A 23217-nucleotide genomic window follows, 5' to 3' on the forward strand; every position below is an offset into this window, starting at 1 on the left:
TTTATATATTCGTTCAGCCTGACGGGCATCCGGGAGAAATTATACATGACTAATGCTGAAAAGTACATAGACTTGAGCGGTATATCCTTTGACATATCAGTGGAACAATGTTTTGAAAATCTGAGACCCCATCCAAAGTTCTCAAGATGTACCTTCGAAAACTATATTCCCGACGAGAACTATCCCACACAATCGCAGATAAAGTCTCTGCTCCAGAACACTCTGGAACAGATGAAAACATACTCCCCCGCTCAGCAGACACAGGGAAAATCTCTTTTCGGATTCCTCAAAAGTAAAAAGACTTCAAACGGTTCGGAAAAGCCCAACAACATATATATCGACGGAAGCTACGGTATAGGCAAAACCCACCTTTTAAGCTCCTGCTACAACACCTGTGAGCGGGGCAGCAAAGCTTTTATGAGCTTCGGCGAGATGAACTACTATTTCCATTATCTTGGCGTTGAGAAATGCATTGAGCACTTCTCAGACCTCAGCCTGCTCCTCATAGACGAATTTGAGCTGGACGACCCCGCCATGACCCATATCATGGCTAAGTTTTTCAGAGAGATAAACAAAAACACACTGATAATCACCACCTCCAACACCCTGCCCAACGAACTGGGAAAGCTGAGATTCCAGACAGATAACTTTACAAAGCAGCTCGGAGATATCGCCGGAAGCTTTGAAACCATCATAGTTGAGGGTGAGGACTACAGAAAACGCAATAAGATATGGATGAAAAACGTATCGGAAGACAGTTTTCTGGACGCTTTCGCTATGTATACTGCGGAAAGCAAGGCAAAATCCAAGATAACCTTTGAAAATCTGATCAAAATACTGGAATCCACCCATCCGTTCAAATATTTCGTTATCCCTGAAGCGGTGGAGGCGATATTCATTGACGGACTGATGCCCTTCCCTAACCTGAACAATGCGCTGAGGTTCAACCAGCTGATAGACCACTGCTACTACTACAACACAAAGCTTTTCATCAGAAGCCCTCATCAGCTTTCTGACATTTTCCCTCCGGAACTGATAGAGTCCAGCTTCCAGAAAAAACTGCTCAGATGCCTCTCCAGACTGGATGAGCTTGCGGTGTTCTTTAAGATCTAATGCATTTTTCGTAATAATTAACGTTTGAGTAAGACCATTCTGTCTTCGTCACTCTGAACGAAGTGAAGAGTCTCAAGCGTAGAGACTCTTCGGCTGAATCCTCAGAGTGACTAAAATAACGTCTCTGCGAACGGAGTGAAGCAGTCTTCCAAGTCAAATACATGATGCCTACGCTGTATCTGTGCATGGAAGTTCGCTTTAGCTCACAGCTACGCTGTTTCGTTCAGCCTTTGGCTAGTGTCACATTAAATGTTCCTCGCGAAGACGAAATCTGCTCTAGCCGTTCTTAATGGCTTCCGTCAGCTTCTCTATCTTAAGGTGAGCGTTGAGGATAAGTGCCGTTCTGTTGTCCAGAGTTACGGCAGCATGGGGTATCTTTGAGTTGAAGGCTATGGAATCGCCCTCGTTGAGGTCTATATCTTCACTGCCGAGCTTCATTTTTATTCCGCCCTGAACAACGTACATATATTCGAATCCTTCGTGGCTGAACAGCTTCTCGTCCATCTTCTCCGGCTTAACTGTCACAAGGAGCCAGTCCATATAGTCGAACGACTTTATCTTCGCAAGCTCTTCATACATATAGCCGTGCTTAACACCTTCCCTGTAGATGAATTTTTTCTCTTCGCTTCGGACGATGAAAAAATCGTTCTGGTTAACTTCTTCTTCAAAGAAATATGTCATCTTGACGTTTAGAACCTTTGCTATTTTCCCAAGGGTGTTGATGGGGGGCATGACAATGTTGTTCTCTATCTGAGATATGAGTGCTTTTGAAAAACCGGTGAAGTTTGCAACGTCCTGAAGGGTCAGCCCTCGTTCGTTACGGATTTTTCGTACACGTTCACCGATCTTGATTTCTATGTCTTCCATACTTCCCCCAAGAAAATCTTGAGTTAAGTATTACTGAATATTGTTAGATTGTCAACGGAGATTTAAAAATCTATGACAGTGACAGCCTGACCGCCCTCTTCGTTTGAAGCAGTTTTATATGCCCTGACCCTCGGATCGCTCCTGAGAAACTCCTGAATAGCGCTTCGAAGCTGTCCCGTGCCCCTTCCGTGCACCACATAGAGCCTGTTCAGTCCCGCCAAAACAGATTCGTCCAGAGTCTTGTCCAGAATGTCCAGAGCCTCCTCAACACGCTTGCCAACCAGCAGAAGCTCGTGCTTAGCCGAAGGGGCAACGTTTTTGGACACCAGAACATCCTTTTTCGTGTCCTTGTTGTCCATTTTCTTGCCGATAAGCTCTTTCAGCTTGATTGAGATTTTAAGTCCGCCGATATCCATTCTGGCGCTGTCGCCGTCAATGCTTAAGACCTTGCCGGATTTATCATATTTTTCAAGGTGGATAACATCGCCGACCTTTACGCCCTCAACAGGCTTAATGACCTTTTTGACCTTGCCAAGCTTGGTCTCCGCCTTCTGAATATCCTCTTCCACTGTCTCTTTGACCTTGTGGGGTTTTTCGGCGTATTTTTTAGCTCTGTGATACAGCCTGAGTGCTTCCTCAAGCAGTTCCGACTCTTTCTTGGCCAGTTTTTCGTTCAGTTCCTGCTCACGCAGTTCGATGAACTCCTCTTTCTCTTTCAGCTGAGCCTGAAGAATCTCAAGGTCTTTGGTTTTGCTGACTATCTCCGCCTGCATGCGGCCTATCTCCTCAACGGAGACCTCCGCATCGCTCTTATGCTGTTCTATGATGTCGTTGGCGGCCTCTATAACGTCCGCAGGGAATTTAAGACGCTTTGCTATGACAAGGGGGTCGGATTTGCCTGACACGCCCCTCAGCAGCCTGTAGCGGGGAGAAAAATCGGTATAGTCGAAGTCCACCGCATAAATTACGGCGTCGTCCTCTTTCAGAGCGTGGGTCTTTAGCTCGGAAAAGTGGGTTGTGACCACGGTCTTTGCCCGTTTCGCAGACAGTTTCCGGCAGACGGCAACGGCCAGAGCGGAACCCTCCCTGGGTTCGGTTCCCGTTCCAGCTTCGTCCAGCAGAACGAGACTCTGGGAGTCTGCAGTTTTCAGAATATCCCTGATATTCGTCATGTGGGCGGAGAAGGTGGACAGATCCATCACAAGTGACTGGTTATCGCCGATATCCGCCAGAATATGATTAAAGTTGACTATTTCGGCATATTTTCCGAACAGCGGAAGCCCGCATTTGCCCAGAATATGGTTCAGGCCGATGGATTTCAGTGCCGCCGTCTTTCCGCCTGTGTTAGGTCCGGTGATCACAGCCGTAAACTCTCCGCCTTTCATGGAAAAATCCAGAGGAACAGAATCCTTTCCCTTTTCAAGGAAGATTACGGGGTGATGCACATCACGGAAAACCACGGAATCGGAAAAATCAGGAAACACAAAATCTTTATTCTTATAAAATCCGGCCGTTTCCAGATGGAAAACAACCTCGGTGTACGCCTCCACAGTGGTCTCTATCCTGCCGTGAGCCTCGAAGATGCTGTCGGCTATCTCTTTCAGCAGACGAACGGTCTCCTCACGCTCAAGGGCAAGAAACTCCTGTATGGCATTGTTAAGCCCCACAGTTGATGACGGCTCAACAAAAAAGGTCTGTCCGCTGGCCGAACGGTCGTGGACGATACCCTGAATATACTGTTTGAAATTGGTTTTGCAGGGAACGGTGAAACGTCCGCTGCGCTCGGTTATGACCTGTTCCTGAATGAACTTTGATGCGGAGTTCATGGCAAAAACGCCCGCAAGCTCTCTCTGCACCTGTCTGCGCAGGGATTTCAGCTCACTGCGTATCTCGGACAGCTTGTGTGATGCGCCGTCTTTGACCTCGCCCATGTCGTTCACAGTGTCTTCTATCCGGTCGGTTATCTCCGAAAGGGTGGATATCTCACTCAGATACAGCTTTAGGCTGTTGGCTCCGAACTCGATAAGCCCTTTTTTGATATCCCTCACACCGCTGAAAAAACCTGCAAATATAAGCAGTTCATCCGGTTCAAGGAAAAGCAGGGGGTCGTTAAGACGGGGAAGAAGATTTAGAAAATCTTCGTCCTTCGGTATGTATACATCGGACACGGAGACATAGCTCAGAGCTTCGCTCAGCTCCGATTTATACCTCTCTATCTTGTCCAGTGCGTAGTAGGGTTTCAGGGCGTTCAGCCTGCCCTTTGCCAGAGCTGAGCTGAACCCCTTTTCCATATATTTTTTGAATAATCCGAACTCTAAGGTGTCTAAATGAATCATCAGTTTTTCTGGAATTCTTCCTCAAGTATGCTCTTTTTCTTCGCTGGAGCCTGTTTAACCGTCTCTTCGGCCTTTGCCTTCGCCGCATCTTTAACAGCCGCTTTCGCAGTGTTCTTAACAGCTTCCGCCGACTGTTTCACAGCCTCCATGTTCGCATCCTCTATGGCCTGCTGAACCTCTTCCGCAGAGGGCAGTTCGAAAGGATTGTTTCTTTTAACGGTGGATGCCCTGTTCATCAGGTTGTAAACGCTGGGGGCAAAATCCGCCAGTTTTCTGGAGACCGAGCCGTCTTTCATGCTGGCTCTGACACTGCTGTCGGGAGCAAGGGTGGTCAGCATGAAGCTCAGGAAAACGCTGAGTATTGCCGCCGCCTTCATTCCGCCGAAGAGTGCGCCCACGCCCTGATTCAGCCAGCCGAGCTTAACCTCTTTGAACAATCTGGACAGAAGTGTGCCCAGAAACATGACAACTCCGTATGAAACCAGAAACGCCGCAACGTAGCCCAGCGCCTGATTTGTCTTTTCGGACATGCCGAAAACCGCAAGCTGGCTTCCGAATACGGATGAATACTGGAACGAAGCAAGAAAGCCGAACATAAGGGCTATCATGCCGAAGATCTCCATCACAAGGCCTTTCATAAAGCCTTTGAAGGCGACTATGCCGATTATTACAAGGACTACAACGTCAATTATTCCCATCAAAAGCATCCTTAACAAGCTGATTAATGAGTTTACCGTCCGCTTTGCCTGCGGTCTTAGCCATTACAGCCTGCATAACTTTGCCGAAATTCTTTTTATCGGATGTGTCAACACCCTCGCAAGCAGCCGCAACGACCGCTTTAACCTCATCTTCGCTCATCTGCTCAGGCATGTAGCCTGAAAGAAATTTTGCCTCGGCAAGCTCTTTGTCCGCAAGGTCGTCTCTGCCTGCGGCCTTGAACTGGTCGGCGGCATCTCTGCGTTTTTTCATTGCAGTTGCGATAACTTTCTGAACGCCGGCATCGTCAAGTTCTGCCTTGGCGTCTATCTCTGCGTTCTTTATCTCAGCACGGAGCATACGCACGGTATCCAGAGCAAGCTGATTCTTCTCTTTCATAAACGTTTTCATATCTTCCGTAATCTTAGCTTTCAGTGACATCAAAAACTCTCCTTACCAACAAGCCTCGCCAGAATATATAAAAAGTCCGACAGCCTGTTAACATATTTTAAAACAGCGGCATTTACATTAGCACATGCCGAAAGACTAATCAATCGTCTTTCAAATCTGCGGCAGATGGTGCGGCATATATCGGTCTTAGCCGCTCTTATATTTTCGGATGGAATTATAAAACCTTTAAGATCAAGCTGTTTTTCACCGCTGCGGATGAACTCTTCCAGAAACTCCACCTCGCCCTCAGCGGGGATGAATTTTTCTCCAGATGAATCGGCGCAGTGGGAGTTAATTGTGAAGATATTCTTCTGAATGCGTTCAATCGTTCCCGCATATTTTGGCAGAATAAATTTCAGCTCACCCAGATTGCTCACCAGTTCGTCTCCGGTTCCCAGCGTCTCAATGCGGATGTCGTCCTTGCCAACACGCTCGCCGCTGAAAAGGGAAGTCTGCCCTTTGTCTCCGCCTTTGGTGGTGACGCTCATCAGAGGCTCAGCTCTTCGGCTATTTTGAGCATGGTCTCGTCAAGGTCTCTCTTTTTGGTGAGAACTTCCGACAGAGGAGTGAAAGATATCTCACGGTTGCCAAGCCCCGCCATTACCCCCGTGCGGCCTTCGATAAGCCCTTTAACGGCGGCAGAACCCAGACGGGTTGCAAGTGTTCTGTCGAACACCGACGGTGCACCGCCCCTCTGGAGATGTCCCAGAACCGTTATTCTGGTGTCGAACCCGCCGATGAGCTGAAACGCCTTGCCTATGTCGTATGCGCTTCCGGCTCCTTCGGCAACTATGACCACACTTCTGGATTTTCCCTCAACGTATCTGACCTTTATTTTATTGATTATGCTTTCGATGTTATATTTGACCTCTGGAATTATGACCGCCTCAGCACCGGATGCTATGGCCGACATAAGAGCCAGATAGCCGCAGTTGCGCCCCATGACCTCTATAAGGAACGTTCTGTCGTGTGAGCTGGCTGTCTCGTTTATCATATCCACCGCACGGCAGATGGTGTTCAGAGCGGTATCAACGCCTATGGAGATGCTCGTGCCGTAGATATCGTTGTCTATTGACCCCGGAAGCCCCACGACCTTTATTCCGAATTTCTCGTGAAGGATCCTTGCTCCTGTGAGCGAACCGTCGCCGCCTATCACCACCAGCCCCTCGATGCCGTTCGCCTCAAGGTTTCCGACTGCCATCTGCTGTCCCTCATCGGTCTTGAACTCAAGTGATCTGGCACTTTTCAGAAATGTGCCGCCCCGCTGTATCATATTTGCAACATCCTTGCTTTCAAGGAGTTTTATTCTGTTCTCCATAAGACCTTTATAGCCCTGCTCAATGCCGAACACCTCAAGCCCGTTGGCTATTCCGGTGCGCACTACGCTTCGTATGGCGGCATTCATCCCGGGGCAGTCGCCCCCGCTGGTCATAACAGCTATTCTGTTCATATTTATCTCCCGTTATTTTGTTTTCATGGTATATGTGCCGTCCCAGTCGCTTTCCGGCGGTTCTTTAATATATTCCCTGCACCTTTCGGTGAAAACTGATGAAGTGGCGTCTCCCGCCGCTTCCATCTCTTCAAAGACAGCCAGAGCACCCTCAAAGTTCCTCGCAAAATACATGTCAAGGCCTGCATGGAACCTGTCGGCAATAGCTTTGTTCTCCGGCGTGTTCTCCATGACCTCATAAATGGCAACAGGTTCTTTTTTACCCTTAACCCTTACGCTGTCGAGCTTTCTGGTCAGAAACTGCATTTTGCAGTGCGCCAGAGTATATTCACTCACCACGATGCGGGTCTTATATGCCTTGCAGAGACCTTCCAGACGGGATGCAATATTGACGCTGTCGCCAATAGCAGTATATTCGAAACGTACGGTGGAACCCATGTTTCCGCATACGGCGGGACCGGAGTTAACACCGACACCAACGTCGATATTCGGCAGTCCGGCTTCCGTGAAGCGTCCGTTTATCTCGTGCAGAGTGCGTATCAGCTCCAGAGCGGTCTTAACAGCCATGTCGGCATGGTCGGGCAGATCGAGCGGAGTGTTGAACAGAGCCATCATGGCATCGCCTATGTATTTATCAAGCATGCCTTTATTGCTAAGAACGACCTTTGTCATAGGGTCGTGTATCTTGTTAAGCATTGATGTCAGCTCGGTGGCCGAAAGCTTCTCGGAAAGGGTAGTGAAACCTCTGATGTCCGAGAACATTATCGTTATGAAACGCTCTTCGCCGCCCAGTTTCAGCTTATCGGGGTCTTTCTGTATCTCCTCGACAAGTTCGGGGGAAACGTAGGATGCGAAAGCCTTTTTAACCTCTTTCGCCTTCCGCTCGACAGTGAAGAATGCGAACGACTCAAGGGTCGCAGTCATAAGGATTGCCGGAGCCATAGTATAAAACTCATGCTGCCAGTGGTTTCCGAAGATGAACATGGCATAGGACACTCCCGCTGTCAGCGTGAAAGATCCGAAATAGAGCATCAGCCTGTAGTGCTGTTTTCGCAGGTAGCTTATGGCAAGGATAACCAGCATCAGAACCACTATAGACGCATAGTCGTAGGCATCCGATGTGGTGAGAAATTCATTGTTCAGAAGGTTGCTGAGTGCCGCATAGTGAAGCGAAACCCCTGGGGTTACGGCATCCACAGGTGTCGGACGCATATCATATATGCCGACCTCTGTCACACCGACAATGACCATCTTGTCCTTGAAAAATGAAGGCGGTATCTCGCCGTTTATAACCTTATAGGCAGAGACGTATTCAACGTTATCGTAATAGTTCAGGCGGAAATATGAGCTGTTTTTAAGGTTTACGTTGTCTATTTTAAAGGATTTGACCCCTTTTTCGTTCAGAACCAGTTCGGCATCCTTGTCCAGCCCGTAGCGCATCATCTGCACGGCAAGGGGCGGGAATATATAGCCTTTGTGTATATAGGCCAGCGGATAGTTCCGGTAAAGCCCGTCCACATCCGGCTCGGTGCTGAAAGAGGCGCAGGTCAGGCCTGATTCCGCAATAATGGGGATGTTGACCTCAGCAAATTTGAACTCTTTTACACCGACGTATTTCCCCTGAATGTCGTAGTTCAGGTAAGCACAGTTCTCAAGATAGTCTATGGCCTGTTCTGTGGTCTCCTCGGTAGCTTCTCCTCTGAAAAAGAAGCCGAGGATAATGTTTCCGCTGTTTATTATGGAATCCGCAAGCAGTTCATCGCTCTTCTCATCCGAAGGCTCGGAAAAAACTATATCCAGCCCCACAATATCGGCCTGACTCAGGTTGCTGAACATCTTGGCTATGACGTCCCTGGGCCAGACCCAGCGCCCCAGCTTGTTTACGCTCGGTTCGTCGACAGTGACGATCACCAGACGCTTGTCTGGCTCCGGAGCCATGCCGAGACTGCTGCGCACGGGAAATTTAATGTCCTCGAAGCCAAGAGCGAACCTTTCAATAAATGCGGGCTTCTTATACATTCCCCAGCAGCCTACCGCAAGCGAGACTATCAATATGATAAGCCTGTAGTTTTTCAAAAGACCTTTCAGAAACGCCATAAAAGTTTATCCTGATTATTTAGTTATACAATAGTTACACAGAATCGCTTAAGCATCAATTCTATTTGTGCAAAAAAGAAAGGCGGCACAATGGCCGCCTGTTGTTTGTCAGTAGAGTTTCTGCACCTGAATCAGGTAGTCGTTCAGACGCATTATCTTATAGTTGGGTCTGCTGCTGATGGACGTTGCCAGATACAGAGCTTTTTCAGGATACTTGACCTTCAGCGTATCCTCGCCGTTGTCTTTTACATCCAGAACCCACGCCGTGTAGCTTAACAGCTGTTTCAGATCCATCAGGTCTTCGATTGTGGATTTACCCACAAGCTGAACGCTAACCGTTCTGTTGTTCGCTCCCTTTATCTTCTCAAGAACTGTGCTCACAAGCTTTGTGGACACCTCTTTTGTCATGTTTTCCATCATCTGATGGGTTGCATCCTCAAGGGTCGCTCCCATTCCTCTGGCCGAAAGGAAATCGCTGGCCAGAACTTTTGTTCCCGAACCCTGCTGCATAAGCAGTCTGTATGAGAGCCTGCCTGTTACAACATTAAAGGGCAGAGACACGCCGTAGCCTATGTCGGAACCCTCTTTGGCAGTGGCGACAGTGTCAACCTTTCCTATCAGAATTGTTCCTGACAGATATTTTGATGCCACCGCACGCATAGCCATGTAGTTGTTGGTCTTCATAGCCTTGTCCAGTTCGGAAACCTTTGTTCCGTCCGCATCGAAAATGTCCACAACCTCAAGCTGGTTGGCAGTCAGCTCGTTGATAACGGTTTCGGTGAGCACGTTGGTCTCCTGAACAGTTTTGTCGGGGAACACAACGGGAATCATCACCGCAACGGAAGTGTTCATTGCGATTGCTCCCATGGCCTGTTTAGCCTTTTCGGGGGCGATAACCGCACTTATCATAACACGGTAAAGCTGTCCGTCCTCTTCCTCGCCTGTGACTTTGTAGCTCAGGATAACCCCTGTCACTTCGTTCTTGATCGCTTCGTCAACAAGCACTGCGTTCTGTACTATTGTTTCAGACTTTACACGGACGCCGGATGCGGCCTCCATTGCAGCCCATTTCGCGCGGGCAGTCGCCTGAAGCTTTGCCGACGACTTGTCGCCGTTCATTATATCCGCCTCGCCCACACCCGTAACTGTTACGGGGTTTGCAAAAGCGGTCACGGCAAATATCATTGCCATTAAACAGAGTATCAGTTTTTTCATATGGTTCTCCGTATTGGGTTAAAATAACAAAAGGGCGGGTTGCCCCGCCCGTCGATGTCAGAACATTTTCTTAAACACACTCTGCCCTTCCAGCTTTTTGCGCTGGATGATACTGCCGACTTTAAGTCTGGCGGTAACTTCGGGCTTGCCGTCTATAAGCACCCAGCTTTGTCCGGGCTGAACCTGATCAGACACAGTTATGTCAACAGGGATAACGGACATGTTGCATGAGGATGCGTTTGTCATGGGGTCAACTATTTCAAGGAAATCGAAAACTTCGAGCTTCTGGCCAGACTGGATGCCTTTTTCGGAGCCGATGTTAACCAGAGCTACCTTTTTATTGCCTCTCAGCTGCTGAATATAGCCTTTCTGTGCGAACTTTTCGGAAAACAGAGGGCGAATATCGTCCACAGCCTCACCAAGTGCCTTTTTTGCGGCTGTGAGCGCCATTTCGGGGTTAAAGTTTCTGGCTGTGCCCGCAACTTCTCTTCCGGTGGCTTTCTGGGAGATTATTATCTGTCCGCTCTCAACATCGAGCAGCTGAACGGTCATTTCAACGTTGACGTTCCAGCCTGTCTGGGTGTTTGCCAGAGCCGTTCCGATTGAAAGCGCCGCACCGAGGCCGCCGCCCACGTTATTGTTGTTGTCTATTTTTTCAATGTATTTGGTTGCGATGTTGTCCACCGAACCGGTGATGATGTACTGAACTCCGGCCATTTTGCCCAGCTTAACTGCTGTGGCGGGGTCGGCCATTGTCATCTGAAATTTCTGTTCGGAGAGTATTTTGTCCAGTTTTTTGCGGTCAAACATCTGTGTGCCGCCCATTTTGGAAATTGTGTTTTCCACAGCCGACTGGGCATACTCACCCACTTTTGATGAAAACTGACGCTGGAAGGTGTCTATCTGGGTGTTAACCTGAACATCAGTACGGTTAGCCCCCACATAGCCTATTCCCGCTGCTCCGGGTGCCGCCACAACTCCGACAGCTCCTGCCGAAACTGATTTTCTTGTGCCCTTGGTATCGATGTTTGTGTTTGTAGCCGTCATTTCGCCGTATGTTGTGTTGTTGGCAAATTCGACAACTGCCACTCTGGGCATTTCGATTTTATAGGATGCTCTGCAGACATTGGGAATCTCGATCCTCTCTGCGTCCGCAGGTGATATCTGGTAAGACATAGGGTCTACCTTAGGCCCTCCGCCCGTACAGGCGGTTAAGACCAAAAGGCCTGACATCATTGCTGTATACCTAACTACTTTAAACATGAAACCCTCCATGCGCTTTTTATTGATTATGCCATAGATTCGATAAGTAACAAATAAAAGTTACTTTAATCCCATCTCTTTCATTACAATCTGAAGATCTTCCCAACAGGGCTTTTTCATATTAGGATTGCGCAAAAGGTAGGCTGGATGGTATGTCGGCATCACCTTTATTCCGTTCAGGTCGACAAACTGGCCTCTGAGTTTGGTAATTCCCACATTTGTTCTGAGCAGATTCTGTGCGGCGACACTGCCGAGACAGATGATGATTTTCGGTTTGATATATTCGATCTGTCGGTAAAGGAACGGAATACAGGTCATAGACTCGTTTTCGAAAGGGTTTCTGTTTTCAGGCGGTCTGCATTTAACTATGTTGGCGATGTAGACCTTCTCTCTGGAAAGCCCCATTGCCTCTATCATTTTTGTTAGGAGCTGTCCGGCACGTCCGACAAAGGGCTCGCCCTTCTCATCCTCGTCCGCTCCGGGGCCTTCACCCACGAACATCAGCTCGGCCTGTGTGTTGCCGACACCGAAAACAACGTTTTTACGGGTGGAGTGCAGAGGGCATTTCGTGCATGCCATGGTTTCCGCACGCAGAGCCTCGAAAGGATCGCTGACAGCCTCACAGCCTTCGGCGATTATTTCAGAGATACCGTAAACCTCTTTGATGGGATTTTTATCAAACAGAGCCATTCTTCTTCCCGTGTACCTCTTTGGCAAGCAGCAGGATGGTCTCCGCCGCCTTCTCTTTTGGCACTTTTCCGGTGTTCACCGCCTCTCTGTCTCTGAAAAACACGGTGAGCTCGTTCTCGTCTGTTCCGAAACCTATGTCAGACCTTGAGATGTCGTTTGCGGCTATCATGTCCAGATTCTTCTCATTGAGCTTCTTCCGGGCATTGGCCGCCAGATTGTCAGATTCTGCAGCAAACCCCGCAAAAACCTGCCCTGCCTTTTTCAGCGGAGCTATCTCTTTGAGGATATCGGGATTTTTGACCAGTCTGATGGTCATTTCATTCTCATCGGTCTTTTTTATCTTGGTGTCCGAATATTCTGCAATGCGGAAGTCGGCAACCGCCGCCGCCATCACCAGAATATCGGTACTTTCAATCTCTTTTTTAACGGCTTCAAGCATCTCAAGGGCTGTCTGAACCTTAACGACATTAAGCCCGTCAAGGTTTACGCTGACAGAACCCGCAACCAGAGTTACCTCTGCGCCGAGGCTCTGCGCCTTTCTGGCCGCAGCCACGCCCATTTTTCCGCTTGAGCGGTTGCTGATGAACCGGACAGGGTCGATGGGTTCGGAAGTTGCGCCCGCTGTCACAAGCACCTTAAGCCCTGCAAGGGGCTTTTCTGCACAGAAAACGTAGTCGAAAATCTCCTCCGGCTCGGCCATGCGGCCTTTGCCCTCTGTTCTGCACGCCATCTCGCCCGTGTTAGGATCGATGAGGTCATGCCCCAGAGAGGCCAGCAGAGAAAGATTTTTCTGTGTGACAGGGTTCGCATACATGTCCAAGTTCATGGACGGTGCAATGCGGATAGGTTTTTTATAGGGGAGCACTGTGGAGGTGAGCAGATCGTCTGCTATTCCGTGTGCTATTTTGGCGATGATGTTCGCTGTGGCGGGGGCGATGATAAAATCATCCGCCCAGCCCGCAAGATGAACGTGTTCGATCATCTCCGGTTCGACACCCGCCTCAAACTCATTGGTATAAACACGGTTTCCCGTGATAGCCTGAAATGTCAGCGGGGTAACGAAACTGCATGCTGCGGGGGTCATGATGACTCTTACATCACACCCCGCTTTAACCATCAGTCTGCAAAGATGAACGGATTTGTAACAGGCGATCCCGCCCGTTACTCCCAGAAGGATCTTTTTAGACATCTTGCTCGTCAAAATCTATCTTGCCTGTGATAAGCTCGTTCAGGGCGTTTGTGGTGTTCTTGCTGTACTCGTCAGACTTTCTGCTGAGCGTGTCCTCTTTGGGAGTGTTCAGCTCGCGTGCGCGGAGTCCGGCAACGTGCACCAGCTTGAAGCGGCTTCTCAGAGTGGGCTTGGAAATGATTTGTTCAATGTCAAGTAAAGGCAATTTATTTTCCTCCGTTTCAGTTCAGATCCATAATATCTTCTATTTTCTCAACATCGGCCGCACGCAGATGCTCGGCGATGTATATTGCTTCCAGATCGTTGTATGCCCTGTTTATCTCTTTGTTGACTATCAGATAGTCGTATTCATGAATATGCTGAACCTCTTCCAGGGCATTGGTCAGGCGGATATTCATTATCTCTTCGCTCTCTGTGCGGCGGTTTATGAGCCTTGTTTTCAGGTCTTCCATGCTGGGCGCAGTTATGAAGATGTAAATTCCGTAGTCCAGAGAGTTTTTAAGCTGTCTTGCGCCTTTGGGGTCGATGTCCAGCAGAACGTCTTTGCCTGTGGCCAGAATGTCCTCAACAGTTTTGCGGCTTGTTCCGTAATAGTTGTTGTGCACCTTCGCCCACTCCAGAAACTCCCCACGCTCAATCATCGCCTCAAACTCCTCAACGGAGATAAAGTAATAATCCTCTGTGTCGGTTTCGTCGTGTCTGGGCTTGCGGGTGGTGAATGACACGGAATAGCCTACTGTGCCGAAGTTTCCCAGCAGACGGCTGCAAAGAGTGGTTTTTCCCGCACCGCTGGGTGCGCTGACCACAAAAAGTTTTCCTTTACGCTGTTTCATACCAGATTCTGCACCTGTTCACGGATTTTTTCAATCTCGCTTTTCGCCTGAACAACATTATTTATGATTGCTGTCTTTCCGCTCTTTGAACCGATGGTGTTGAACTCACGGTTGAGCTCCTGACACATGAAGTCCAGCTTCTTGCCGTTTTCGTGCTCTGTGTCGATGATTCTGCGGAACTGCTCGCCGTGTGAGGCGATACGGGTTATCTCTTCTGAGATGTCCGCTTTTTCCGCCATGACAGCCGCTTCCTGAACTATCTTCTCTTCCGCATCCACGCCGAAATCTGCCATGCGTTTTGCGAATTTCTCACGCCAGTATTCATAGACACCCTCACGATTCTTGTCTATGTCGGCGGCTATTCCGGAGATGGTGTCCAGACGGGATTTGATGTCGTCCGCAAGGTTTTTGCCTTCCAGAGTGCGCATTTCGTCCAGTTCTGCGGCGCATTTTTTTATGCATTCGATAACGAATTCCGAAAGCCTCTGGCCGAGGTCGTCGGTCTCTTCCGTCTCTAAAATATCGTTAAAGTTGAGCAGGTGTTCAAGGCTTATCTTTCCATGCACGCCGAATTTTTCCTTCAGCTCTGTCAGCACGTTGAGATAGCTCTCCACAGCGTCCTGACGAAGCACAGGCCTGTATTGCTGTTTTTTGAGTTTCAGGTCAATATTGACATCAACCTTTCCACGCACAAGAATATCCTTAAGGACGTTTTTCAGCGACATCTCCATAAAGTTGAAGAGTCTGGGCATCCTTACGTTGCAGTCGAAATATCTGCTGTTGACAGACTTCATCTCCACTTTGATATCGCAGAGCTCGTTTCCTGTTATAATTTTACCGTAGCCGGTCATGCTTTTGGCGGTCATGTTCCACCTGATAAGAAAATGATTTGCCTTAAAAGGCTTTTTGAGTTTAGAATAATAAACAAATTGTACTTGGAGGTCAATATGTTTCAGCTTCCTTTAGTGCTTCTGGTGCTGATTGTGATGCTTCTGATCAATTCAGTCAAAATTCTCAGGGAGTACGAGCGCGGAGTTATCTTCCGTCTGGGACGCTACACAGGCGTCAGAGGACCCGGACTCATCATCCTGGTTCCCGTTCTGGAAAAGATGGTTAAGGTGAACCTGCGTACATTCGTTATGGATGTCCCCCCGCAGGATGTCATCACAAAGGACAACGTTTCGGTCAAAGTTAATGCGGTTGTTTATTTCCGTGTTATGGAGCCGAGCAAGGCAGTGCTTGAGGTCGAGGATTTCTACTACGCCACAAGCCAGCTCGCCCAGACCACGCTGAGAAGTATTCTCGGTCAGTTCGAGCTTGACGAAATGCTCTCCAACAGAGAGAAGATAAACCACGACCTGCAGGATGTTCTGGACAGCCAGACCGATCCCTGGGGTGTTAAAATCTCCGCCGTTGAGATGAAACACGTCGACCTGCCCACGGAAATGCAGAGGGCGATGGCAAAACAGGCAGAGGCGGAAAGAGAAAGAAGAGCGAAGATAATCAACGCCGACGGCGAGATGCAGTCCGCACAGAAACTGCACGAGGCCAGCGAGATTATGGCTCAGAACCCGCTGACAATCCAGATCCGCTACCTGCAAACCCTTAACCAGATAGCAAACGACAAAACCAACACGATAGTTTTCCCCATGTCTCTGGACAATATAACTAATCTGTTTAAGAAGTAGATTTCTATGAGGGGCGGCTTCGCAAGAGGTCGCCCTACTCTTCTCCCTCCTTTAATAAAGGAGGGTTGGGGTGGATTTACATTAACTCTCAAACTAATCAAAAAAAAATCAAACACTTAAGAAATCATCTTTGCATTATGGATAAAAACTGTATAATTAATTAATTTTAAATTTGCAGGTTCATATGTTAGAAGACACAATTAAATCAATTAAAGCATACCTTTACGATAGAACAACCAGCCCGCTTTTTGGGGCATTCATCACGTCATGGGTACTTTGGAATCACAGATTTGTTATGGCCATAGTTTTTGGAGATGGTTTGCAAGAAAAGTATGACATGATGGACAAGGCAATATGCGCTTCTTTTTTAGGATTATTGAGTCAATGGTTTGTTTTACCATTATTAACAGCAATTTTGTACATCTTTATCTACCCATGGCCTGCTAGAAAAATTTATGCTTATACCAAAACTCAACAAATGAAAATTAATAAATTAAAAAATGAAATTGAGGGAAATCGTTTATTAACTACAGAAGAATCGCGAAAAATTCTTATTGAAATGTCTTCTATTCAGGATAAATCAAAAATAGAATCCGAAAGATTAAATGCTACAATATCTGCTTTAAAGCAAGAACTAGAAAATGAAAAAAGAAAAAACAAAACCATGCAAAACAATCTAGAAAATGAAAAAACCAAAACAATATATTTTAGTAGTAATCCCCCAAAGGATAATACAAGCAAAACAGCAATAATAACTACGAATAAAGCAATTAACTCGAGTCAGGTTAACCAATTGAACGAAGCGATTAAGAATAAGACTATTAATAATGTCACTCCTCCGGCTTATGATCCAATATTGGTTCGTATAGCTATGGAAAAGGAGATCAATGAAAATGAAATACTTAGCTTCATAAATAAAGCATACAATAACAATACAAATGAAAGTAAAGACATCTTAGAAAAACTGATAGCATTGAATATGTTGGATAAAATTAATTCATCATATCAACTTACTAACACAGGAAAAGACTATATTATAAAGAATCGGTTGTTGAAAAAGAATATGATAAAATAATAGTTTGAGTCTACCAAGGATGACTACACTAGCAGAGACACGGGTTGTAGATCAACCTTAATTTACGATAAATAAAAAGGCTCACCCCAAAAGGGATGAGCCTTTTCATATGCCGGAGGCGGGAATCGAACCCGCACACCATTGCTGATTCCGGATTTTGAGTCCAGCGCGTCTACCAGTTCCACCACTCCGGCATTATTTAACTGTCCAAAAACGAGTCAACATACTATGGCAACCCCGTTTTTTTGTCAATATAAACAAAAATTTTTACAAACCCTTCACCTATTTGCTTGAGAAATAAACTTTTATTTGATAAAATCCTGTATCTTTCGAACTGGAGACACGATTGCGTAAAACCCTAATAGCTCTTGTTCTAGTTTTTCTAACTTCCCTGACCTCTGCATACGCTCTTGATATTCGTGTCGGTATTTATCAAAACCACCCCCTGATATTCAAAAATGATAAAGGAAAAATCGAAGGTTTCTGCTACGACATACTCACAGAAATAGCTAAAAAAGAGGGCTGGAACCTCAAATATGACTTTGACACCTGGGCAAACGTTTACGACAAGCTGAAAAAGGGCGAAGTGGACATGGTTGTTCCCGTGGGGTTCAATCTGGACAGGACAGAGCATATTCTATTCAACAACGAATCGCTCACAAGCAACTGGGGACAGATATCCGCCAGAAAAGGCGTTAAGCTGGAATCCATTCTTGATCTGGAAGGCAAAACCATTGCCGTTCTGAAAGACGACATCTATTTCACAAGTGAAAACGGAATAAAGCAGCTGGCAAAGAAATTCGGAATAGACATTGAATATCTGATGTTCGATGACTACGAAGATGCGATGCAGGCTGTGAAGGACGGAAAGGCCGACGGATGCCTCTCCAACCGTTTTTATACCATGGCAAACGGCGAAAAATACAACCTTCAGCGCACCCCAATTCTGGTAAACCCCATAGAGGTTCGGTTCGGAATATCCAAGTTCACCCCGATGCGTGCCCAGATAATAAGTACACTGGACAGAAACCTGTTCGACATGAAGCACTCCGAAGGTTCAGTCTATCAGGAGAGCTATGAAAAATGGCTCGCATTTGCCACCCGCTCCGGTTTCATGGCAGACACAAGAGTGGTTTTCGCTGTTCTGCTCATCCCTATTCTGTTCATAATCTCCGTTGTGCTCATCCTCCGTGCGGAGGTAAACCGCAAGACCCGTGAGATAACCAAAAAGAACATAGAGCTTCAGCAGGAGATAGAGGAACGGATAAGCATGGAGGAGCGGCTGAAGGAGAACGAGGAGAAATACAGCACCCTGTTCAGCACTTCATACAACCCCATTGCAATAATAACCGAGGACGGTGCACTGAGCGACGTTAACGGCGAGATGGTGGCGCAGTTCGGCTACGACCGAGATGAGCTTTTGCAGATGTATCTGGAAATGCTTGTGGTAAAAGAACATATCCCCAGAGTCGAAGAGATTCTGAACAAGATGAATAAAACCAAAAAGTGGTCGTTTGAGCTGGATTTTGTGAAATCATGGGGCGATGTTTTCAACGCAGAGATATCCGCAAGCAGGCTTGAGACGGGCGGACGCACCTTCATTCAGCTTGTTATCATGGACGTGACCTCACGCAAAAAGGCAAGCGAACTGCTCAACCGCAGGCAGGAATACCTTGAGAAAAAGGTCGATCAGGAGGTTCAGAAGCGTCGTCAGAACGAAAGACTGATGATGCAGCAGTCGAAAATGGCCGCCATGGGCCAGATGATGAGCGCAATAGCCCACCAGTGGCGTCAGCCGCTGAACACCATAGCTATTTTTGTTCAGGACTTTGAAGACTCGTTCAAGCACGGTGAGCTGGACGAGGCATACGTTCAGGATCTGGTTCAGCAGTCCATGAAGCAGATTAACTTCATGTCCAAGACAATCGACGATTTTAAAAACTTCTTCAAGCCGGACAAGGACGAGGTTATATTCGAGGTTTGCAGGGAGACTGCGAACTCAACCTCCCTTCTGGGCGTTCAGCTCACGAGGAACGGAATAGACCTTGTGATAGAGTTCAACGGAGTCAAATATACCTACACCGATATAGAGTCTCTCGAAGCCGAGATAGGCGCACACATTTATGTCCGTGGTTTCCCCAACGAGTATAAGCAGGTGCTTCTGAACCTTGTTCAGAACGCCAGAGACGCTGTCATGGACAGGATGGATGCCGACCCGTCTGTTAAGGGGGTTATTGAGGTCAGCGTGCGGGAGCGTGACGGACAGGCGACCATATCGGTCACCGACAACGGATGCGGGATACCCAAAGACGTTGCCGACAGGATCTTCGAACCCTATTTCACCACCAAGGAGGAGGGAAAGGGAACGGGAGTCGGTCTGTACATGTCAAAGATAATCATTGAGCAGAACATGCGCGGCAGGCTGTTCTTTGAGTCGCTCAACGAAGGAACAAGATTCATCGTGGAGCTGAGAAGCCAGCCGAATCCTCAGGAGATGCTGTAAATAAAGAGCATCTGGGCAAGCCCGAACAGAAAGCCCAGCACAAATCCCAGAATATTTATCCACTTGAAACTGTCGCTCATAAATGAAAAGAGCAGCGTCTCAACCTCGTAAAGGTTCAGTGAGTTGATGCGGTTCTCGGTTATCTTCGGCAGGTTCACAGAGTCCACTATCCTGTCCAGATTTTTTTCGACAATACCGTTTATCTGTTTAATGAACATCGACTTTATACGGCCGAACATCTTTTTGGGGATATATCGGTATACGTTGTTGACCTCGACCTTTTCGCAAAATCCGCATATCATACCTGTCAGCTTATCGCCTGACGGGCGCACCATAAGGCGTATCTTCCCTTCAATGGTTTCTGTCAGTCCCGCCGCTTCGATTATCTCGCCAAGAGTTTTGTCAGGGTTCGCCCGGACGTAGTCCATAAGCTTCGTGCATATCTTTTCAGAGATATCCTCTGAACCTATCGCCCGCTGAATGGCTGTCACCAGAGAGCTTTTCAGGCTGAACACGGTGTCAAGCCCTATGCTGTCCGCATGTTTGTACAGCGGTTTGCGGACTATCTCGCTCACATAACCTGTCAGTGCGTATTCTATACGGCCTCTGACATCGTTGCTCTGTTTGACAGAACTTATCAGCTTCGGAAGATATTTATCCACCAGATCCCTGATGGTCTCCTCGTTCAGGAACATATTGAGAAAGCCCAGCTTCATCTGGTCAACCGTCCCCTCGGAGAAGTGGTTATTCTTCATTTCAATGAGCTTTACTGCGGTCTTCTCACGCACTTCGGGGTCATCGAAGGCTGTTTCCAGTGAATCCAGAATCTTGTCTGTGACGAATTTTGAAAATGCAGGAATCCTGTCGGTCATGGTCTGCGGAACTATATCCGCCAGAGATTTACCGGAAAGCACGAAATTATTGATATAGGCGGAGACTGCGTTTCCGGTCTCCTCCTGAAGTTTCTGTGATGAAAGGAAGCTGTCTATTGCGGTTTTCAGGCCATCCTTATAGTCCTGCAATCCGCTCAGCTTATAGCCGTAGACTGAACGTAAAATATCGTCGGCCGCCGCATCGAACATCCTGTCCAGCATGCCGCCGGCGTTGAGAGTTCTCAGCGCAGCGGAGATAACGGTTTCGGGCTGATAGCCTGTTTTGGCGATTATGTCCGCCAGAGTGCCGTAGTCCTTCTCCAGAAAGGCTATCATCTCGTGCTCGACAGCCCTCTCCATCCGCTCCTGAACGGAACGGTTAAAGAAAGCCTCACGGATGTCGTCCTTCCGCAGAAGTTTGTCGCCTACCAGATGGCCGATCTCCCTCGCCAGTTTTGCCCTGTTTTTAGGGATAACGCCCTGCCATCCGAAAGACAGGACAGATGCCCTGTGGGGACGGAAAAGCATTTTGATTGCCAGCCAGTTCGTACCATAGCCCACCAACCCCATCGCAAGCGGGGTAAGCAGGAAATTAAGCGTTTGCGACAGCGACAACGAGTCCCTCCCTCAGTCCGAAATCGGACACCGTAAGATCTTCAATTCCCAATATGCTCATCAGCTCAAGGGTAATAAGTATACCGGGGATGAGAACCTCCTGTCTGCCCGCTTCCATTCCGGGCACCAGAAGCCTCTCCTCTGCCGTAATTGCGCAGAGTTTTTCCAGTATCTTTTCAATCTGATGTTTCTTTATGTCAAAACCGTTGACCTTTATCTGGTCGTAGTTCTCCATATGCATTTCAATGGCAGCAAGGGTTGTGGGCGTGCCTGCGGAACCTATCAGCATGTCGGGCTTGCAGTCAAGGGCGTTCACCACCTCGTTAAGAACCCCGAACAGAGGGATGCGTATTCTGTCCATCTGCTCCATGTCCAGCACTCCGCTGAAATCATACCGTTCGGCCATCTTGACAACGCCCATTGGTACACTCAGCTTTCTGTGCTCCTGCCCCGGTTCGGCATAGATGAACTCGGTTGAACCGCCTCCTATGTCGAACACCAGAGCCTTTCTGCCTGTGGTATCCACGGCGGAACAGACGCCGCTGAATATCAGCCCCGCCTCAACAGTTCCGTCAATCACCTGAATATTTATGCCCAGTCTGCCCGCCGCCTCGATGAGGATATTGGAGTTTCTGGCCTCACGAACGGCACTGGTCGCCACCGCATGAAACCTTTCGGCTCCGTGCAGGGTCATAGCCTCGGCAAACAGCCTGAGGGCGTTCATTGTCTTTTCGATGGAAGCGTCGCTCAGGATTCCCTTTGTGCTGAGAACCTCCGCCAATTTTGTCACATGGCGGTCTTTATGTACGATATTAACTATCTTTCCGTCTTCAACGTCCGCAATCATAAGTCTGACCGCATTTGAACCGATATCTATAGCTGCTGCTCTCATTACATCATCCTGAATCTTTTTATTCCCCGTGCCGAAACAGTGAGAATCCCTCTGAACACCGCCTCGCCGTCTTTTCCTGCGGCACGCAGTATAACATTCATATCGTAGGTTTTTTCAACGTATTTCTTCTCAAGGTCCGAGTCGGACACAGAGTACACCAGTGTGAGCGGTTCTTCAAGCCCCGAGATGAATCTGCGGACATTCAGCCGCAGAATATCCGTTACGCCGTCGATCTCGCTGTCCACCAGTTCCTTAATCTTTCTGTGGTGCACCCGCACCCGCTTTGAAAAGTGGATTATGCTGTCAGAGGGGTCGAACCCGTTTGCCGCATAGTCCGGCAGGTCTTTGGTGCGGATAAAGGTAGTCTTTTCAAAGGTTTTGCCCATTGCATGCTTCTTACTGCTCTCATATATCTGTGTTTCAAAGTCGAATATCAGCGATTCGAACCTGTTGCGCAGATATTCCCTTGAACCCTCTTTAATCCTGTCCTTGAACATATAGCCGAGCACAAGGGCAACGAAGAACGGCAGGGTGAAGTTTCCGTATCTCTGCTGTGCCCAGAAGGCAACAACCGTGGCAAAGACCATGGAAAAACCAGCCGCTGCGGAATAGAGCAGTCCGGTTGTGGCAGTGTCGGCCTTTTTTCTTTTGGCCTGAAGATGAAGAACACTGTAAAAAAAGTTCTTAAGCCAGTCGTAGCGGTTGATGAGCCTCTCGTTCTGCTCGTTGTCGCCGGCTGTGGACTGCGGATAGTGCTCTTTGCGGTATCTCAGCTCCTCTTTTATGGTATCCAGGATCATATCCTTCAGCGGAGTGTTCAGCCTGTCGTAAAGCCTCACCAGATAAACGTTGGTGACGACACTGGTAAACTCGTCCCCCAGTGTGAACATCTCCATTTCGCCGTGCTTCTGCTGAAGTTTGCGGAAAATATTCCTGTTCTTCTCAACATGTTCCAGCAGGAGCTCCAGTTCCTCTTTCGTGCTGGTGTCGCATATGTTCTGCGTGTGGTTGCGAAGCATCGCCCTGTAGCCGCACACAAATTTTTTATACATGTATTCCCTTGCGGGGGAGTGCATGGCAATTTTTGATGTCTCGTCAAAACTTTTCAGCCTTTTATAGTAGTTATGCAGATAGTAGTCGGGTGTTTTAAGGCGGATGTTTCTCGTTAAATCCTGATAGAAATGCTTTTTTTCATAGCTGGACTCGTTGATGCCCATGTTGTCGGGGAAAAACAGAAAAAGATCGATATTGTAATCAGAGTCGTCCGGAGCCCCCTGCGGGGTGTATTCCAGTTTAATCTCCAGAGACTTGCTGTTGTGGACACGGATATTTACACTGTTTCGCATACACATATAATAGCGGGCAAGTCACTA

Annotated in this window: 21 protein-coding genes and 1 tRNA gene; 4 read left to right on the top strand and 18 right to left on the bottom strand. The window is 47.9% G+C overall.

Annotated features, from left to right (window positions below; genetic code table 11):
• Positions 1–45: 45 nt before the first annotated feature.
• Entirely contained in the window at positions 46–1113 is a 1068-nt protein-coding gene (gene zapE / locus C8D98_RS09135) for an AFG1/ZapE family ATPase (RefSeq protein WP_132873824.1), read from the top strand.
• A 276-nt stretch (positions 1114–1389) separates the two neighbouring features.
• On the opposite strand, the gene C8D98_RS09140 is transcribed toward zapE, so the two are convergent.
• The 14 genes from C8D98_RS09140 to C8D98_RS09205 form a co-directional block, all read right to left on the bottom strand.
• Positions 1390–1980: a helix-turn-helix domain-containing protein gene (locus C8D98_RS09140; RefSeq protein WP_132873825.1), complete on the bottom strand. Its 591-nt coding sequence runs from the start codon at positions 1978–1980 to the stop codon at positions 1390–1392.
• A 62-nt stretch (positions 1981–2042) separates the two neighbouring features.
• On the bottom strand, positions 2043–4316 hold the full coding sequence (locus C8D98_RS09145; protein ID WP_132873826.1) for an endonuclease MutS2: 2274 nt from the start codon (positions 4314–4316) through the stop codon (positions 2043–2045).
• On the bottom strand, positions 4316–5014 hold the full coding sequence (locus tag C8D98_RS09150; RefSeq protein ID WP_165871260.1) for a CvpA family protein: 699 nt from the start codon (positions 5012–5014) through the stop codon (positions 4316–4318). The genes C8D98_RS09145 and C8D98_RS09150 overlap by 1 nt, the downstream gene beginning before the upstream one ends.
• On the bottom strand, positions 5001–5453 hold the full coding sequence (locus C8D98_RS09155; protein ID WP_132873828.1) for a GatB/YqeY domain-containing protein: 453 nt from the start codon (positions 5451–5453) through the stop codon (positions 5001–5003). Before C8D98_RS09155 ends, C8D98_RS09150 begins: the two co-directional genes overlap by 14 nt.
• On the bottom strand, positions 5453–5950 hold the full coding sequence (locus C8D98_RS09160; protein ID WP_132873829.1) for a cob(I)yrinic acid a,c-diamide adenosyltransferase: 498 nt from the start codon (positions 5948–5950) through the stop codon (positions 5453–5455). The genes C8D98_RS09155 and C8D98_RS09160 overlap by 1 nt, the downstream gene beginning before the upstream one ends.
• Positions 5950–6912 (bottom strand): 6-phosphofructokinase, encoded by a 963-nt coding sequence (gene pfkA, locus C8D98_RS09165; RefSeq protein WP_132873830.1) that lies wholly within the window; start codon positions 6910–6912, stop codon positions 5950–5952. Before pfkA ends, C8D98_RS09160 begins: the two co-directional genes overlap by 1 nt.
• Positions 6913–6924: 12 nt before the next feature.
• Positions 6925–9009, bottom strand: coding sequence for a CHASE2 domain-containing protein (locus C8D98_RS09170; RefSeq protein ID WP_132873831.1), 2085 nt, complete (start codon positions 9007–9009; stop codon positions 6925–6927).
• 108 nt (positions 9010–9117) lie between these two features.
• The gene (locus C8D98_RS09175) at positions 9118–10224 is read right to left on the bottom strand and encodes a hypothetical protein (RefSeq protein ID WP_132873832.1); all 1107 of its coding nucleotides are present in this window, start codon (positions 10222–10224) and stop codon (positions 9118–9120) included.
• 57 nt (positions 10225–10281) lie between these two features.
• Positions 10282–11400 carry a CsgG/HfaB family protein gene (locus C8D98_RS09180; protein WP_243640950.1) on the bottom strand — a complete coding sequence of 373 codons (1119 nt, stop codon included), beginning with the start codon at positions 11398–11400 and terminating at the stop codon, positions 10282–10284.
• Between the two features lie 147 nt (positions 11401–11547).
• Positions 11548–12177, bottom strand: a complete 630-nt coding sequence (locus C8D98_RS09185) for a uracil-DNA glycosylase (RefSeq protein WP_132873834.1) — start codon at positions 12175–12177, stop codon at positions 11548–11550.
• A complete protein-coding gene (gene coaBC / locus C8D98_RS09190; RefSeq protein WP_132873835.1) occupies positions 12164–13366 on the bottom strand; it encodes a bifunctional phosphopantothenoylcysteine decarboxylase/phosphopantothenate--cysteine ligase CoaBC in 1203 nt (400 codons plus the stop codon). The genes C8D98_RS09185 and coaBC overlap by 14 nt, the downstream gene beginning before the upstream one ends.
• Positions 13359–13571, bottom strand: coding sequence for a DNA-directed RNA polymerase subunit omega (rpoZ, locus tag C8D98_RS09195; protein ID WP_132873836.1), 213 nt, complete (start codon positions 13569–13571; stop codon positions 13359–13361). The genes coaBC and rpoZ overlap by 8 nt, the downstream gene beginning before the upstream one ends.
• A 16-nt stretch (positions 13572–13587) precedes the next feature.
• Positions 13588–14199 carry a guanylate kinase gene (gene gmk, locus C8D98_RS09200; RefSeq protein WP_132873837.1) on the bottom strand — a complete coding sequence of 204 codons (612 nt, stop codon included), beginning with the start codon at positions 14197–14199 and terminating at the stop codon, positions 13588–13590.
• On the bottom strand, positions 14196–15065 hold the full coding sequence (locus tag C8D98_RS09205; RefSeq protein WP_132873838.1) for a YicC/YloC family endoribonuclease: 870 nt from the start codon (positions 15063–15065) through the stop codon (positions 14196–14198). The genes gmk and C8D98_RS09205 overlap by 4 nt, the downstream gene beginning before the upstream one ends.
• An 81-nt stretch (positions 15066–15146) precedes the next feature.
• Here C8D98_RS09205 and C8D98_RS09210 point away from each other — a divergent pair, with 81 nt between their 5' ends.
• Together C8D98_RS09210 and C8D98_RS09215 are read left to right on the top strand one after the other, a co-directional pair.
• A complete protein-coding gene (locus C8D98_RS09210) occupies positions 15147–15887 on the top strand; it encodes a slipin family protein (protein ID WP_132873839.1) in 741 nt (246 codons plus the stop codon).
• Positions 15888–16071: 184 nt separating this feature from the next.
• Positions 16072–16962 (top strand): hypothetical protein, encoded by an 891-nt coding sequence (locus C8D98_RS09215; RefSeq protein ID WP_132873840.1) that lies wholly within the window; start codon positions 16072–16074, stop codon positions 16960–16962.
• A 110-nt stretch (positions 16963–17072) separates the two neighbouring features.
• Here C8D98_RS09215 and C8D98_RS09220 read toward each other — a convergent pair.
• Positions 17073–17156 (bottom strand) — tRNA-Leu (locus C8D98_RS09220).
• Between the two features lie 152 nt (positions 17157–17308).
• Between C8D98_RS09220 and C8D98_RS09225 the strand changes: the two genes are divergently transcribed.
• A complete protein-coding gene (locus C8D98_RS09225) occupies positions 17309–19465 on the top strand; it encodes an ATP-binding protein (protein ID WP_132873841.1) in 2157 nt (718 codons plus the stop codon).
• On the opposite strand, the gene C8D98_RS09230 is transcribed toward C8D98_RS09225, so the two are convergent.
• The 3 genes from C8D98_RS09230 to C8D98_RS09240 are packed head-to-tail and all read right to left on the bottom strand — an operon-like array spanning position 19450 to position 23190.
• A complete protein-coding gene (locus C8D98_RS09230) occupies positions 19450–20952 on the bottom strand; it encodes a DUF445 family protein (RefSeq protein WP_132873842.1) in 1503 nt (500 codons plus the stop codon). The two genes, C8D98_RS09225 and C8D98_RS09230, sit on opposite strands and share 16 nt — an antisense overlap.
• Entirely contained in the window at positions 20930–21844 is a 915-nt protein-coding gene (locus tag C8D98_RS09235) for a Ppx/GppA phosphatase family protein (protein WP_132873843.1), read from the bottom strand. Before C8D98_RS09235 ends, C8D98_RS09230 begins: the two co-directional genes overlap by 23 nt.
• Positions 21844–23190, bottom strand: a complete 1347-nt coding sequence (locus C8D98_RS09240; RefSeq protein ID WP_132873844.1) for a hypothetical protein — start codon at positions 23188–23190, stop codon at positions 21844–21846. Before C8D98_RS09240 ends, C8D98_RS09235 begins: the two co-directional genes overlap by 1 nt.
• Between the last annotated feature and the right edge of the window lie 27 nt (positions 23191–23217).

Origin of the sequence: Seleniivibrio woodruffii, assembly GCF_004339245.1 — a bacterium.
Taxonomy (GTDB): domain Bacteria; phylum Chrysiogenota; class Deferribacteres; order Deferribacterales; family Geovibrionaceae; genus Seleniivibrio; species Seleniivibrio woodruffii.